Raw genomic sequence first — 13804 nt, forward strand, 5'->3', positions numbered from 1 at the left:
ACATTATAATCTTTTGTTTTCTAATAAATTAAATTGTACTTTTGCACTCCTTTTTAACGGATAAGAGGATTAAAAAGGACATAGTGTAATTTAATTAATACTTCTGTATAATTTTCGTCTTGATTCTCAATAATATACAGGATACAAATTTTATCTTCAATGTCTGAAGAAACAAAAAACACAGACGTTCAGGAAGTAGAGAAGAAAGCAGTAGCTGAAACTCCACAACAAGCAAATCCTGAACAATTCCTAAAAGATTTTAATTGGCATAACTACGAAGAAGGGATAGATCCTATCGCTGATTCAAAACTTGAAGAGTTTGAAAAGTTAGTTGCCGAGAATTTTGTAGATACCCTAAATGATGAGGTAGTAGATGGAACAGTAATTAACATCACTGATCGTGATGCTATTATTGATATCAATGCCAAAAGTGAAGGTGTTATCTCATTAAACGAATTTCGTTATAACCCAGATCTTAAAGTAGGAGACAAGGTAGAGGTTTTAATTGATGTGCGTGAAGATGCAACAGGTCAATTAATTTTATCTCACCGTAAAGCTCGTGTGATTAAAGCGTGGGATAGAGTAAATGGTGCTCATGATACAGGTGAAATCGTAAATGGTTTTGTGAAATGTAGAACCAAAGGTGGTATGATCGTAGATGTATTTGGTATCGAAGCATTCTTACCAGGTTCTCAGATCGATGTGAAACCAATTCGTGATTATGATGCATATGTAGGAAAAACAATGGAATTTAAAGTGGTAAAAATAAACCACGAATTCAAAAACGTTGTTGTATCTCATAAAGCACTTATCGAAGCAGATATCGAAGAGCAGAAAAAAGAAATTATTGGTCAATTAGAAAAAGGTCAAGTATTAGAAGGTACGGTTAAGAATGTTACTTCTTACGGTGTATTTGTTGATCTTGGAGGAGTTGATGGATTAGTTCATATTACAGATCTTTCTTGGTCTAGAATCAACCATCCAAATGAGATCGTTGAACTTGATCAGAAATTGAATGTAGTTATCTTAGACTTTGATGAGGCTAAGACTCGTATTCAATTAGGTCTTAAACAATTAAAGCCACATCCATGGGAAGCTCTTGACAAAGAACTTAAAGTAGGTGATAAGGTTAAAGGTAAAGTTGTTGTAATTGCTGATTACGGTGCTTTTATTGAAGTTGAAGAAGGAGTAGAAGGATTAATTCACGTTTCAGAAATGTCTTGGTCTACACATTTACGTTCTGCACAAGATTTCGTAAAAGTAGGTGATCAGGTAGAAGCGGTAATTCTTACCTTAGATAGAGAAGAGCGTAAAATGTCTCTTGGTATCAAACAATTAACTCCAGATCCATGGACAGATATTACTACTAAGTACCCTGTTGGATCTAAGCATAATGGTATCGTTCGTAACTTCACTAATTTTGGTGTATTTGTAGAATTAGAAGAAGGTATCGACGGTCTAATTTATATTTCAGATCTTTCGTGGACTAAGAAAATTAAGCATCCATCAGACTTTACTAATGTAGGTGATAAACTTGATGTAATAGTTCTTGAACTAGATGTCGAAGGACGTAAGTTAAGTCTTGGTCATAAGCAAACAGAAGATAATCCTTGGGATAAATATGAAGGTGAATTTGCTTTAGGAACTAAGCATACTGCAACCATCGGTGAAATTGTAGATAAAGGTGCTACTATAGATTTCAACGAAGATGTTGTTGCTTTTGTACCTTCTCGTCATCTTGAAAAAGAAGATGGAAGTAAGCTTAAGAAAGGTGATGAAGCAGAATTCCAAATTATTGAGTTCAATAAAGAATTCAAGAGAGTAGTTGCTTCTCATACAGCTTTATTCAAGGAAGAAGAAGCTAAAATCGTTAAACAAGCTGCGAAGAAAGCTGCTACAGGTTCAGCAGAAAAAACAACGCTTGGTGATATCGATGCATTAGCAGATCTTAAAGCTAAAATGGAAAAAGGAGGGAACTAGTATTCTCAACACTTTTTAATATAGTAAAGGCCGTTCGTAAGAACGGCCTTTTGTTTTTAAAAATACACTGTATTCAGGGTTGGTATGACTCCCATCTATTTTGAGTTTACTCTATGTGAAATTACAGCTCTACTTTTTTTAATGTTTACCGTAATCGTTATTATAACTGGGTTTTTGATATATATTACGAAAAGAAATAGCACGGTTATTGAGTCATAATATAATAATATTACTATGTGATAATGTATTGGTGCGGTTGAATTATAACGTTTTATATCCCTGAAAAATGGGAAGGCATTTTCACTATTAGTGGTATAGTACCAAGGGTGAAGCTTTCTGATATTTGCATTGTAAAAAATCATAAATGTTTTTTAAAATGAAAAATATAAACAGGGTAATCATATTTGTATTAAATTTCTTAATAGTCATTCAGGCAAATGCCAAAGAAACAAATAGGTTGGCAGTTGTAGCAAATGATAAAACGATCATAACATCTGTAAAAAAGAATACAGATACAGAACCAAAAAGTAAAAAAACAAAAAAAGCAGTTGAAAATAAAAGTTTTCATTCTATCAAAAAATGGAAAATAACGATAGAATATACAGATGGCGGTATTATGTCTAAAACTATTATGATACAAGAAAGCTCAGATTTAAGTGCTTTGGAAACAGCATTTTTAGAAGCTGAAAAATACATGGAGACTATTGATAATATAAAGAATTATGAAGTTTCTCCAGTATCCAAAAACTCGTTTGTATTATTAGCTGGAGGCATATAGTATAAAGGATTATTTTATAAAGGCGTAATACGACAATTACGCCTTTTTTTATTGCTAATATTATTGAATTTATCTCTTTTTTAGATACTATGAATTTAGAACGACTAATTCACATTAATGTGTTTTTAGTAAAGTAGATTTTCTATAGTATGTTATTTAGAAATTGAATTGTATTGTTCTAAAATTTCATTACTTTTGTATTCCAGATATCCATTTGGAGATTATGAGTCAAAAATTACTACTTAGTGCGAAAGAGATTGATATAATTCTGCACCGTTTGGCTTGTCAATTAATTGAAAATCACACGCATTTTAGAGATACTGTTTTAATTGGTATTCAGCCAAGAGGAGCTTTTTTAGCTGATCGTATTAAGAAAATTTTGGTTGATGACTATATGGTAACAGACGTCAAATTAGGTTACCTTGATATTACATTCTATCGAGATGATTTTAGGAGAGGAGAAAAAATTCTTGAAGCTAATAAAACTCATATTGATTTTGTAGTAGAAGATAAACGAATTGTATTTATTGATGATGTGTTGTATACTGGGAGAAGTATTAGAGCAGCTTTAACAGCTGTACAATCCTTTGGAAGACCACAAGAAATCGAACTACTAACATTAATTGATAGGCGTTTTAGTAGACATTTACCTATACAACCTAATTATAGAGGTCGCCAGGTAGATGCTATAAATCAAGAAAAAGTAAAAGTAGATTGGATAGAAAATGATGGCAAAGATGCTGTGTATTTAATAGAAAATTAAGATCTCTGAATAGGATTGTTTTATTTAAAATTATAAATTAAGACTAATGAGCGAATTAAGTGTACATCACTTATTGGGAATAAAATATCTAAATAAAGAAGATATTGATTTAATCTTTGAGACTGCTGATCACTTTAAAGAAGTTATTAATCGACCAATTAAAAAAGTTCCTTCGCTTAGAGATATAACGATTGCAAATCTTTTCTTCGAAAATAGTACAAGAACAAGATTATCTTTCGAATTAGCAGAAAAACGACTTTCTGCAGATGTAATTAATTTTTCTGCAGCATCTTCTTCTGTAAAGAAAGGAGAAACACTTATTGATACTGTTAATAATATTCTTTCGATGAAAGTAGATATGGTAGTCATGAGGCACCCTAATCCAGGGGCAGGAGTTTTTCTTTCTAAACATGTAGATGCAAGTATTGTTAATGCAGGAGATGGAGCGCATGAGCATCCTACACAAGCTTTGTTGGATTCTTATTCGATACGCGAACGATTAGGAGAGGTAGGAGGAAAGAAGGTTGTGATTGTAGGAGATATTTTGCACTCTAGAGTTGCGCTTTCTAATATCTTTGCTTTAAAATTACAAGGAGCCGAAGTAAAAGTTTGTGGCCCCAAAACTCTGATTCCTAAATATATTGAGAAATTAGGAGTTCAGGTCGAAACGGATCTAAGAAAAGCACTAGACTGGTGCGATGTTGCCAATATGTTGCGTGTACAAAATGAAAGAATGGAGATTAGTTATTTTCCATCAACACGAGAATATACCCAACAATTTGGAGTAAATAAAAAGTTATTGGATAGTCTGAATAAGGAAATTGTAATCATGCACCCAGGACCAATCAATCGTGGAGTAGAAATCACGAGTGATGTTGCTGATTCTAACCAAGCCATAATATTGGATCAGGTACAGAATGGAGTTGCAGTGCGAATGGCTGTAATATATCTTTTAGCTTCAAAAATTAAACGATAATTTATGATTTTTAATAAAGAAGGTTCTACTACTATAATCACACAAGAAAAAACTACAATTATTGAGTTTGTTAAAGGCCTTGAAGACAAGTATACTTCCCTCGAAAATGATAATATAATTGTTAACTTGTTTTCATTAGAACAAATCTCTGTAGATGATGTTAATGAATTTTTAAGGATTTCTAATCAGCATAAAGCTGCTAAGCATTCATTCGTGATTGTTACAAATAAGATATCCTATGATGAAGTCTTAAGTGAAATAACAATTGTTCCTACGCTACAGGAAGCATATGATTTGGTAGAGATGGAAGAAATAGAAAGAGATCTAGGTTTTTAAAAAACTTAACTTTTTGTAATTATTTATGCTGCTTTTCGTCTGATAGGTTATGAACAGATTTGCCCCAATTGTAAGTATACTCTTTTTTGTGTGTTTTGGTCAAGGCGTTATAGCTCAGGATTGGAAATATGATTTTGATGAAGCAAAGTCACTAGCAAAAGAAAAAGATCAAAATATTGTATTGTTTTTTACTGGATCAGATTGGTGCCCTCCTTGTATTAAATTAGAAAGAAATATTTTTTCTAATCAGGAGTTTATTGAATTTGCTGATCAAAAATTCATTTGGGTAAAAGCAGATTTCCCTAAGCGGAAAAAAAATAAACTTTCTTTAACTCAACAAAAGAAAAATGAGATACTTGCTCAAAAATATAACAGAAAATGGGTTTTCCCTGTTATTTTAGTTCTGGATAAGGAAGGAAATGTATTAGGAGTAACAGGCTATAGAAGAAATCTTGATGCAAAAGGATATATATCATTATTAACATCGTTTGATTCTTTTGGTCGTTAGATTGATTTATAAATAAGATTAGATTATATTCACAGCCTGTTTAATAAATAGGAAAAATAATTTTGAAACTTACGATTTTAGGTTGCTATTCTGCAACTCCCCGCACATTTACAAATCCAACTTCTCAGGTCTTAGAAATGAACAATCATATCTTTTTAATTGATTGTGGAGAAGGAACCCAGGTAGAATTAAGACGAAATAAGATCAAGTTTTCAAGAATTAAACATATTTTTATTTCACATCTTCATGGAGATCACTTTTTCGGACTAATTGGATTAGTATCTACTTTTAGATTACTTGGTAGAGATGCACCATTACATATTCATGGTCCTAAGGGAATAAAAGAAGTTATTACATTGCAGTTAAAACTTTCTAATTCGTGGACAGATTATCCATTATACTTTCATGAACTTACCAATGCAGAATCAGAGATTGTTTTTGAAGACGAAAAAGTAATGGTACGTACAATACCTTTACAACATAGGGTATATTGTAATGGGTTTTTATTTCAGGAAAAACCAGGTGACCGAACCTTGTTAATAGACAAGGTATCTGATTATGATATTGATAAGGCATATTACCGTGCGATAAAAAAGGGAAAAGATGTTGTCTTAGACAATGGCACCGTGATTTCTAATGAAGAGTTAACCGATCCTCCTAAACCCGTTAAGAGCTATGCATTTTGTAGTGATACTAAGTATAATGAAGAAAAAATTCCTTTAATCAAAGACGTTACTGTATTGTATCACGAATCTACTTTTTTGGAAAGCCATAAACATTTGTGTGCAAAAACTGGTCACAGTTCGGCTATTGAAGCAGCTACTATTGCCAAAAAGGCAAATGTTGGATCCTTAATTTTAGGACATTATTCTACCAGGTATGAAAATATTGAACTTTTTAGAGAAGAAGCAAAAACTGTTTTTGATGATGTAGAAATAGCTGATGATGGTAAAGTATTTGAGTATTGATATGGTAAAAATTATCTACTTATTATTGTTTTCTATATTTTAAAAATAGGTAAATTGCATAATAATTTGAGATAATGAATAGAGATCTAACAGCATACAGAAAGTCATACGAAAAAAGTTTTTTAGAGGAAGAGAATCTCCCGGGTTCTCCTTTTAAGCTTTTTTCTAATTGGTTTGCAGAAGTAGAAGAGGCTGGCGGAGTTGATGAGGCTAATGCAATGACAATAACTACTACAGGATTAGACGGATTTCCAAAAGCAAGAATAGTATTGTTAAAACATTTTGACGAAGACGGTTTTGTGTTTTATACTAATTATTCTTCAGAAAAAGGTAAAGCTATTGCTGCTAATAATAAAGTATGTATTTCTTTTTTTTGGCCTAATTTAGAACGACAGGTAATTATTAAAGGTACAGCGCAAAAAATAGAAGAAGAAGAAAGCACTCGTTATTTTTTATCTCGTCCAAGAGGGAGTCAATTAGGAGCTTTGGCATCTGATCAAAGTGAAGTGATTAAATCAAGAGAAGCGTTAGAAAAGCGATTACAATCTTTAGAAAAGGAATATAAAGATATCGATATACCTATGCCTAAATTTTGGGGAGGGTATCGTATAGTACCTATTGAGTTTGAATTTTGGCAAGGTAGAGCTAATCGATTACATGATCGAATTCGTTATGCTAATCAAAAAAAGAATTGGGAGATAGAAAGATTGTCTCCATGAAAAAGATTACATAATTACAAAACTAGAACGTCTGTTCTTTTGATATTGATCTTCAGAACAGTCTTCTCCATCTTTACAGTTATTAACAGGTCTGGTTTCTCCAAATCCAACATAAGAGAGAATTCTATTTTTAGAGATATTTTTACTTATCAAATAATTATAAATGGATTCTGCTCTTTTTTGAGAAAGCGTTAGGTTATAGTTTTCTTCACCACGACTATCAGAATGTGTTTCTATTTTGATTACCATATTTGGGTAATCATTATTCATAATTTCTACCACTTTATCAAGCTCAACTTCTGCTTTTTTGGTGATATCCCATTTATCAAAATCAAAATAAATTTCATTCAAGTTTATCAGATCGTTTATGGTTTTGGTCAATTTTAAATCTGATTTTAAAGGTGATTCAGGTGTACCACTAGACTGTACAATATCTCCCGAGGCAATACCGCCGCTTTTTGTGTTATTAGATTTAGTTACTTCATCCATCTCCCCAGGTATTACAACAGCAAATTGGCTATTCATTTTCTTTTTAGGAATAGAAACAAGACGGCTGGCATTAGGACAGTTTAATTCACTAATATCTATAGCTAATTTAAATTGATAGAAATCAGGTAGTTCACAAGAGTTGATATGATTATACCCTTTAGAATATTTTACGGTTTCATTTAGGGTTCCATTAAACTCGGCCATCACTGGTTGGTCCACTACAAGAATATCATCAATTGTGTTAATTGACTCGCATTCGGTGTCTACAATCACATTATAACTAATTTTAAATGGTTCACTATCTGTTTTTACCATTTTATTAGGTACTATGAAATTTAATGTTCGAGATGCTTTGTTGTATTTTACCTTTATTCTTTTGGAGGGTAAAATTATAGTCTTTTCAGAAAGAATTACATTTTTTGGTAAAACATCTTTTATGGTAGTATTTTTTGCATTATCATTACCATCATTATATATGGTAAGGTTATATGTTATTTCTTGTTTTGGAGCTAAAACATCATTTGGATGAATGTATTGATCATTAGCAGTATATTTTGATCTTTTTACAATATGAATTGCAGGCTCGTATATTTCTACACTAAATGCAACTGCCATAACAGAATACCCATCATTATTAGTTGATAATCTAAATTTAGCTTCTGTTTGATTGTTACCTATAATACTATTTCTTACATTTTTTATATCAAATAAATCAGCATCATATCCCAATGTATTTTGGCTTGCAGGGACTCTAGTTTTTACATTTTTTCCATTTTCAGTGATATTGGCATTAAAGAAGTTGTTCATAGGATTGATGCCATCTGCAAGACTTTTATATCTATTAGTTTCATTAGACATTACCTGAAAACGATCTCCTATAATTCCTTTGTCACCTTCATAAGCAATTACCCCTATTTTTCCGTGAACTGCTCCATTAGGAATAGTTTGAAAATTGTTAAAAGAAAAAGCTACAGGTTTTGCTTTTGAGTCAATATTTACAAAACCATCATATACATAAAATCTTTTTCTGGGTTTGGTGTCATCCTCATAAATTACAACCATTGTCCATCCACCGGCAAGGCCATTACCTAAAGTGTCATCATCATTTACCGCACTAGTAGTAGCTGGGATGTTTGCAACAGTATATGTTCCTAATGGATTTTCTAATTCTAAAATATCTGCAGTGATATCTTTATAGCAAGAATATTGTTTGAACAAAGATTCACCATCATTATAGTAATCATGAATTATTTGTCCATTACTAATGGTCGAATAAGACTGTTGTCCAGGATATTTTATTTTTATAGAAGTAATATCATGTTGTCTGTTATCATCTGCATAAGCAGCTGTCCAATATAAACCAACATGTTTAATAGTATTACAACTAGAATCAATATCTAAATCTGCACTACTAGAATTAAAAGTAGTTAGGTCATTATCAATATCGATAAAGCCCATCTTAAACAGATTGTTTAATCCACCATCATTATAGCTTTTATTAGGATCAAATACATCAGACCCATCATCTTTACTAACTTTACCCAAAATAGTATTAGATACAAACTTGAAATCCCCCTTAAGTGTTAATTCTGTACGTTTCTTAAGAGGCACCTCTACCTGTCCATATGCAATTGTAGAACCAATACTGCATATGAATATAAGTAGGCACATATTTTGAAACCATTTAAGATTTCTTTTTATAATAGTCACTTTTTCCACCTTTTTTGTTTTTTATTACCCTGCTGATATTATGATAAATTTGTGCTCATAATGTTTGGAGGAAACACTCTGATTTAAGGGAAAACCGTATGTAAATTTATATTTTAACATTTAATTATATACGAAAAAAAACATGTTTTCGATGTAAATACCATTTTTATCGATTAAAACCAAGCGTTTATTATGTTCATTTTCATTATTTTAGCTGTTTTGTCTGTTAATTTTATATTAATTATTTGATAAGTACAGTAGCATAAATATGAAAACCAATCTTACTTATAATTACATGAAAATTGATTTTTTATATTCTTATATTTAAGATTTGTAAAAACGAATCCTTAAACTTGTATTAAATAACTTCATTTTTGCTAAAATAGTATCAGATTCATGAAAACTTTATATATAATAAGACACGCAAAATCTTCTTGGGAGTTTGATGTGTCGGATGATAAAAGACCTCTTAATGATAGAGGAGTAAGAGATGCCGGATTGGTAGGTGAACATTTGAAAACACTGGTAAAACCGATCGATAAAGTTTTATGTAGCCCAGCTAAAAGGGCATATAGTACTGCAAAAATTATTGTAGGTCATTTAGATATTCCGGAAAACATATTTTCTTTAGAACCAAAACTTTATGATTTTGAGGGAACCCAGGTTATTGATGTGATAAAAAATTGCCACAATGATATTAATACTTTAATGATATTCGGACATAATCATGCTTTTACTTCGATCGCTAATCTTTTTGGAGATCAACATATAGATAATCTCCCGACTGCCGGAGTAGTTGCTATAGAATTTGAAGTAGATATGTGGCAAAATATTTCTGTAGGAAAAAACTTATTAACAATTTTTCCTAAATCTTTGAGATAATGACAGAAAATATTAAAAATCAATATGTTAATAGAGAATTAAGTTGGCTTCAGTTTAATGCAAGAGTATTACAAGAAGCTGCAGATGATACAGTTCCACTATTAGAAAGATTACGTTTTATTGGTATATTTTCTAATAATCTGGATGAGTTTTTTAAGGTGAGGTATGCTACTATTAAACGAATAGACCAGGCTGGAAAGGATGGAAAAAATGTACTTAAAGGTACTACGGCAAACGAACTACTAGAAAAAATTACAAATATTGTTATCAAGCAACAGGCAGAAAGCCTTAAAACCATTGATAATATTAAAATTGAACTTGAAAATCATAATATTTTTATTATTGATGAAAATCAGGTTACACCAGATCAAGATGCTTTTATTCGTAACTATTTTGTAAGTAAAGTTAGTCCGGCTTTAGTTACTTATATACTAAATGATCTAGAAAAATTTCCACATCTAAAAGATAGTGTAGCGTATTTAGCAGTAAAACTGGTACTAAAAGATAAAGTCCCTAAAGAAGGGCGAATCTCCAAAATATTACAACAAACCACCAAAGAAAAAATATATGCACTAATCGAGATACCAAAAAATACAGATCGATTTGTTGTACTTCCCGAAAAGGATGGAAAACAATTCATTATCATTTTAGATGATTTGATCAGGTATTGTATGCATATTAACTTTAGTATATTTAATTATGATCGGGCATCAGCCCATATGATTAAAATAACCCGGGACGCCCAGTTGGATTTTGATAATGATCTAAGTAAAAGTTTTATTCAAAAAATATCAAGTAGTGTACGATCTCGCCGTGACGGAGAACCAGTTCGATTTGTATATGATAAAACAATCGAAAGAGATACCCTTGATTTTTTAATGGAAAAAATGGGAGTTGAAAATACAGATAGTATTATTCCTGGAGGAAGATATCATAATCGCAGAGATTATATGAATTTTCCAGATTTGGGCGCTATTAATTTGGTATACCAACCAATTAAACCTTTAGCTATACCCGGTCTTGTTTTGCAAGGAAGCTTATTAGATAAGATAGCCAAAAAAGATTTTCTGCAATACACACCTTATCATACGTTCTCATATACGGTAAAATTTTTACGAGAATCTGCAATTGACCCAAAAGTAAAAAGTATTAAAATTACGATATACAGATTGGCAAATATATCTCATATTGCCAGTTCTCTTATAAATGCTGCCAAAAATGGTAAAAACGTTACTGTACAAATAGAATTACAAGCTCGTTTCGACGAAGCTGCAAATATTCGTTATGCAGAGCAAATGCAAAGAGAAGGTATACATTTGATTTTTGGAGTTACCGGACTTAAAGTACATTGTAAAGCATGTGTAATCGAACGAGAAGAAAAAGGAAAACTTAAACGATATGGTTTTATAAGTACTGGAAATTTTAACGAATCTACAGCAAAAATCTATACCGATTATACTTTGTTTACAACCAATGAATCTATTCTGAAGGAAACCAATAGAGTATTTAAGTTTTTTGAAATAAATTATAAAATAAACCGCTATAAACATTTATTGGTATCTCCACATTATACAAGATCTTCTCTGGTAAAACTAATAGAAAAAGAGATTAGAAATGTAAAAGAAGGAAAGCCAGCAGGAATTAAACTAAAATTAAATAGCTTGAGTGATTATGATATGATAGATAAGCTATATGAAGCAAGTAGAGCGGGAGTGAAAATAGATTTAATTATTAGAGGTATCTGTTGTTTGATACCTGGTATCCCGGGAATGAGTGAAAATATACGAGCAATAAGTGTAATAGATAAGTTTTTAGAACACACACGATTATACATATTTCAAAATGGAGGAGAACCAAAAGTATATATATCATCGGCAGATTGGATGACACGTAACTTAGATAGAAGAGTAGAGATTTCTTGTCCCATCTACGATGAGGATATCAAATTGGAATTAATGGATACTTTTGATATTTGCTGGAACGATAATGTTAAAGCCAGAAGACTTTCTAAAGAGCAAGATAATGTGTACATTAAAAACGATAAAGAGAAAGTAAGATCACAAAAAGCAACATACGACTATTATTTAAAAAAACTAGGAAATTAATTATTTTGTTAACTATAGAAAAATATGGAGCTATAGATATAGGTTCCAATGCGGTACGATTATTAATAAGTAGTATTCACGAAGAGAAAGGAAAAACTACTAGATTTAAAAAAACAAGCCTCGTTAGAGTACCCATACGATTAGGAGAAGATGTTTTTAAATCCGGACGGGTTTCTCAGGAAAATATTACTAGAATGATAGACGCTATGCAAGCATATCAGCTATTAATGAAAACGCATAAAGTGATTACATATAAAGCTTGTGCAACATCTGCTATGCGCGAAGCTGAGAATGGAGAAGAAGTAGCTCGCCTTATAAAAGAGAAAACTGGTATTCAAATAGATATTATAGATGGTAAAGATGAAGCCGCTATAATTGCAATGACCGATTTACACGAGTTGGTAAATACAGATGCAACATATCTATACGTAGATGTTGGAGGTGGTAGTACAGAGTTTACACTATACCACAATGGAAATACTATTACATCCAGATCATTTAAATTAGGAACAGTAAGACTTCTTAATAATTTGGTTTCTGATGAAGTATGGAAAAATGTAGAAGATTGGATTAAGGAAAGTATTGTAGGCTACCGTAAAGTTTCATTAATTGGATCTGGTGGAAACATTAATAATATTTTTAAGAATAGTGGTAAAAGAATGGGTAAACCACTATCTTTTTTGTATCTAAGTTCATATTATAAACTACTTAATTCTTTAACCTATGAAGAAAGAATTTGGCAACTTAATTTAAATCAAGATAGAGCAGATGTAATTATTCCAGCTACTCGAATATATCTTTCGGCAATGAAATGGAGTGGTTCTAGAGAAATCTTTGTTCCAAAAATTGGTCTATCAGACGGGATTATAAAATCATTATATAATGAAAAACTAAATAATCGTTGAAATTCATAAGTAATACATTTTATCGATTTTTGAAGAGTAATAATCTTCATTGAGTCCTAAAATGTTAATAAAATTCCATTATTTTGCGTTAAATTGAATCGTAACCTAATACTTATACTATGAGAAAAACAGTACTATTCACTGTGATTTTATTAATGTTTGCTACTTTAAAATCTCAAGCTCAAGAGATTTCATACGGAGTGAGACTTGGGGCTAATCTAAGTACTATTAGTTCTGATGATATTCCTGAGGACCTTAAAGATAGCAGATTTGGTATAGTAGCAGGGTTCTTAGCAGAAGTTCCTATCAATCAAAAATGGAGTATTCAACCAGAGTTTCAATATTCTTCTTTAGGTAATGATGATGAATCCTTAAGAGTAGACTACCTTCAATTACCAATAGTGCTTAAATATAATTTTTATGAATTGTTTAATGTTCATGTTGGCCCTCAAGTAGGACTTAAAATATGGGAATGGGAAGATAATTCGACAGGAGAAACCAATTTTAATACATTTAACTTATCTGCAGTTGCTGGTATTGGAGTACGTATTACAGAGAATTTCTTTGCTGATTTACGATATGGTTTTGGCGTCTCTAATATTATAGATGATGAAGATATTCCTGGAGGAGCAAAAGGAAGTAATAGGAATATTCAACTCTCTTTTGGTTATAAACTATAATAATA

The 13804-nt window shown here is 31.3% G+C and carries 13 protein-coding genes; 12 read left to right on the plus strand and 1 reads right to left on the minus strand.

Annotated features, from left to right (window positions below; genetic code table 11):
* The first annotated feature begins 159 nt into the window (after positions 1–159).
* The 8 genes from rpsA (at position 160) to pdxH (ending at position 7028) form a co-directional block, all read left to right on the plus strand.
* Positions 160–1980: a 30S ribosomal protein S1 gene (gene rpsA, locus NNH57_RS23290; protein ID WP_025663730.1), complete on the plus strand. Its 1821-nt coding sequence runs from the start codon at positions 160–162 to the stop codon at positions 1978–1980.
* Between the two features lie 376 nt (positions 1981–2356).
* Positions 2357–2758, plus strand: a complete 402-nt coding sequence (locus tag NNH57_RS23295) for a hypothetical protein (RefSeq protein WP_132066252.1) — start codon at positions 2357–2359, stop codon at positions 2756–2758.
* 223 nt (positions 2759–2981) lie between these two features.
* A complete protein-coding gene (gene pyrR, locus NNH57_RS23300; protein WP_025663732.1) occupies positions 2982–3521 on the plus strand; it encodes a bifunctional pyr operon transcriptional regulator/uracil phosphoribosyltransferase PyrR in 540 nt (179 codons plus the stop codon).
* Positions 3522–3567: 46 nt separating this feature from the next.
* Positions 3568–4497, plus strand: coding sequence for an aspartate carbamoyltransferase catalytic subunit (locus NNH57_RS23305; protein WP_074406357.1), 930 nt, complete (start codon positions 3568–3570; stop codon positions 4495–4497).
* Positions 4498–4500: 3 nt separating this feature from the next.
* Positions 4501–4833, plus strand: coding sequence for a ribonuclease Z (locus NNH57_RS23310; protein ID WP_074406356.1), 333 nt, complete (start codon positions 4501–4503; stop codon positions 4831–4833).
* A gap of 49 nt (positions 4834–4882) precedes the next feature.
* Positions 4883–5341, plus strand: a complete 459-nt coding sequence (locus NNH57_RS23315; RefSeq protein ID WP_108808904.1) for a thioredoxin family protein — start codon at positions 4883–4885, stop codon at positions 5339–5341.
* A gap of 62 nt (positions 5342–5403) precedes the next feature.
* Positions 5404–6309 carry a ribonuclease Z gene (locus NNH57_RS23320; protein ID WP_074406354.1) on the plus strand — a complete coding sequence of 302 codons (906 nt, stop codon included), beginning with the start codon at positions 5404–5406 and terminating at the stop codon, positions 6307–6309.
* 74 nt (positions 6310–6383) lie between these two features.
* Positions 6384–7028: a pyridoxamine 5'-phosphate oxidase gene (pdxH, locus tag NNH57_RS23325; protein ID WP_074406353.1), complete on the plus strand. Its 645-nt coding sequence runs from the start codon at positions 6384–6386 to the stop codon at positions 7026–7028.
* A gap of 6 nt (positions 7029–7034) precedes the next feature.
* Here the strand turns inward: pdxH and NNH57_RS23330 are convergent, their stop codons facing one another.
* Complete coding sequence (locus NNH57_RS23330) at positions 7035–9236, minus strand: OmpA family protein (protein WP_108808905.1); 2202 nt, start codon at positions 9234–9236, stop codon at positions 7035–7037.
* A 387-nt stretch (positions 9237–9623) separates the two neighbouring features.
* Here NNH57_RS23330 and NNH57_RS23335 point away from each other — a divergent pair, with 387 nt between their 5' ends.
* From NNH57_RS23335 to NNH57_RS23350, 4 genes are all read left to right on the plus strand, one after another.
* Entirely contained in the window at positions 9624–10109 is a 486-nt protein-coding gene (locus NNH57_RS23335; protein ID WP_108808906.1) for a SixA phosphatase family protein, read from the plus strand.
* The gene (ppk1, locus tag NNH57_RS23340; RefSeq protein WP_108808907.1) at positions 10109–12214 is read left to right on the plus strand and encodes a polyphosphate kinase 1; all 2106 of its coding nucleotides are present in this window, start codon (positions 10109–10111) and stop codon (positions 12212–12214) included. The genes NNH57_RS23335 and ppk1 overlap by 1 nt, the downstream gene beginning before the upstream one ends.
* A gap of 5 nt (positions 12215–12219) precedes the next feature.
* On the plus strand, positions 12220–13119 hold the full coding sequence (locus NNH57_RS23345) for a Ppx/GppA phosphatase family protein (protein WP_074406349.1): 900 nt from the start codon (positions 12220–12222) through the stop codon (positions 13117–13119).
* 119 nt (positions 13120–13238) lie between these two features.
* Positions 13239–13799 (plus strand): porin family protein, encoded by a 561-nt coding sequence (locus tag NNH57_RS23350; protein WP_074406348.1) that lies wholly within the window; start codon positions 13239–13241, stop codon positions 13797–13799.
* Positions 13800–13804 lie beyond the last annotated feature (5 nt).

This window comes from Aquimarina spinulae, assembly GCF_943373825.1.
Lineage (GTDB): Bacteria > Bacteroidota > Bacteroidia > Flavobacteriales > Flavobacteriaceae > Aquimarina > Aquimarina spinulae.

Excerpts from the sequence above, each read along its gene's own strand:
- rpsA (WP_025663730.1), top strand. The coding sequence starts at position 160 with ATGTCTGAAGAAACAAAAAACACAGACGTTCAGGAAGTAGAGAAGAAA.
- NNH57_RS23295 (WP_132066252.1), top strand. The coding sequence starts at position 2,357 with ATGAAAAATATAAACAGGGTAATCATATTTGTATTAAATTTCTTAATA.
- pyrR (WP_025663732.1), top strand. The coding sequence starts at position 2,982 with ATGAGTCAAAAATTACTACTTAGTGCGAAAGAGATTGATATAATTCTG.
- NNH57_RS23305 (WP_074406357.1), top strand. The coding sequence starts at position 3,568 with ATGAGCGAATTAAGTGTACATCACTTATTGGGAATAAAATATCTAAAT.
- NNH57_RS23310 (WP_074406356.1), top strand. The coding sequence starts at position 4,501 with ATGATTTTTAATAAAGAAGGTTCTACTACTATAATCACACAAGAAAAA.
- NNH57_RS23315 (WP_108808904.1), top strand. The coding sequence starts at position 4,883 with ATGAACAGATTTGCCCCAATTGTAAGTATACTCTTTTTTGTGTGTTTT.
- pdxH (WP_074406353.1), top strand. The coding sequence starts at position 6,384 with ATGAATAGAGATCTAACAGCATACAGAAAGTCATACGAAAAAAGTTTT.
- NNH57_RS23335 (WP_108808906.1), top strand. The coding sequence starts at position 9,624 with ATGAAAACTTTATATATAATAAGACACGCAAAATCTTCTTGGGAGTTT.
- ppk1 (WP_108808907.1), top strand. The coding sequence starts at position 10,109 with ATGACAGAAAATATTAAAAATCAATATGTTAATAGAGAATTAAGTTGG.
- NNH57_RS23350 (WP_074406348.1), top strand. The coding sequence starts at position 13,239 with ATGAGAAAAACAGTACTATTCACTGTGATTTTATTAATGTTTGCTACT.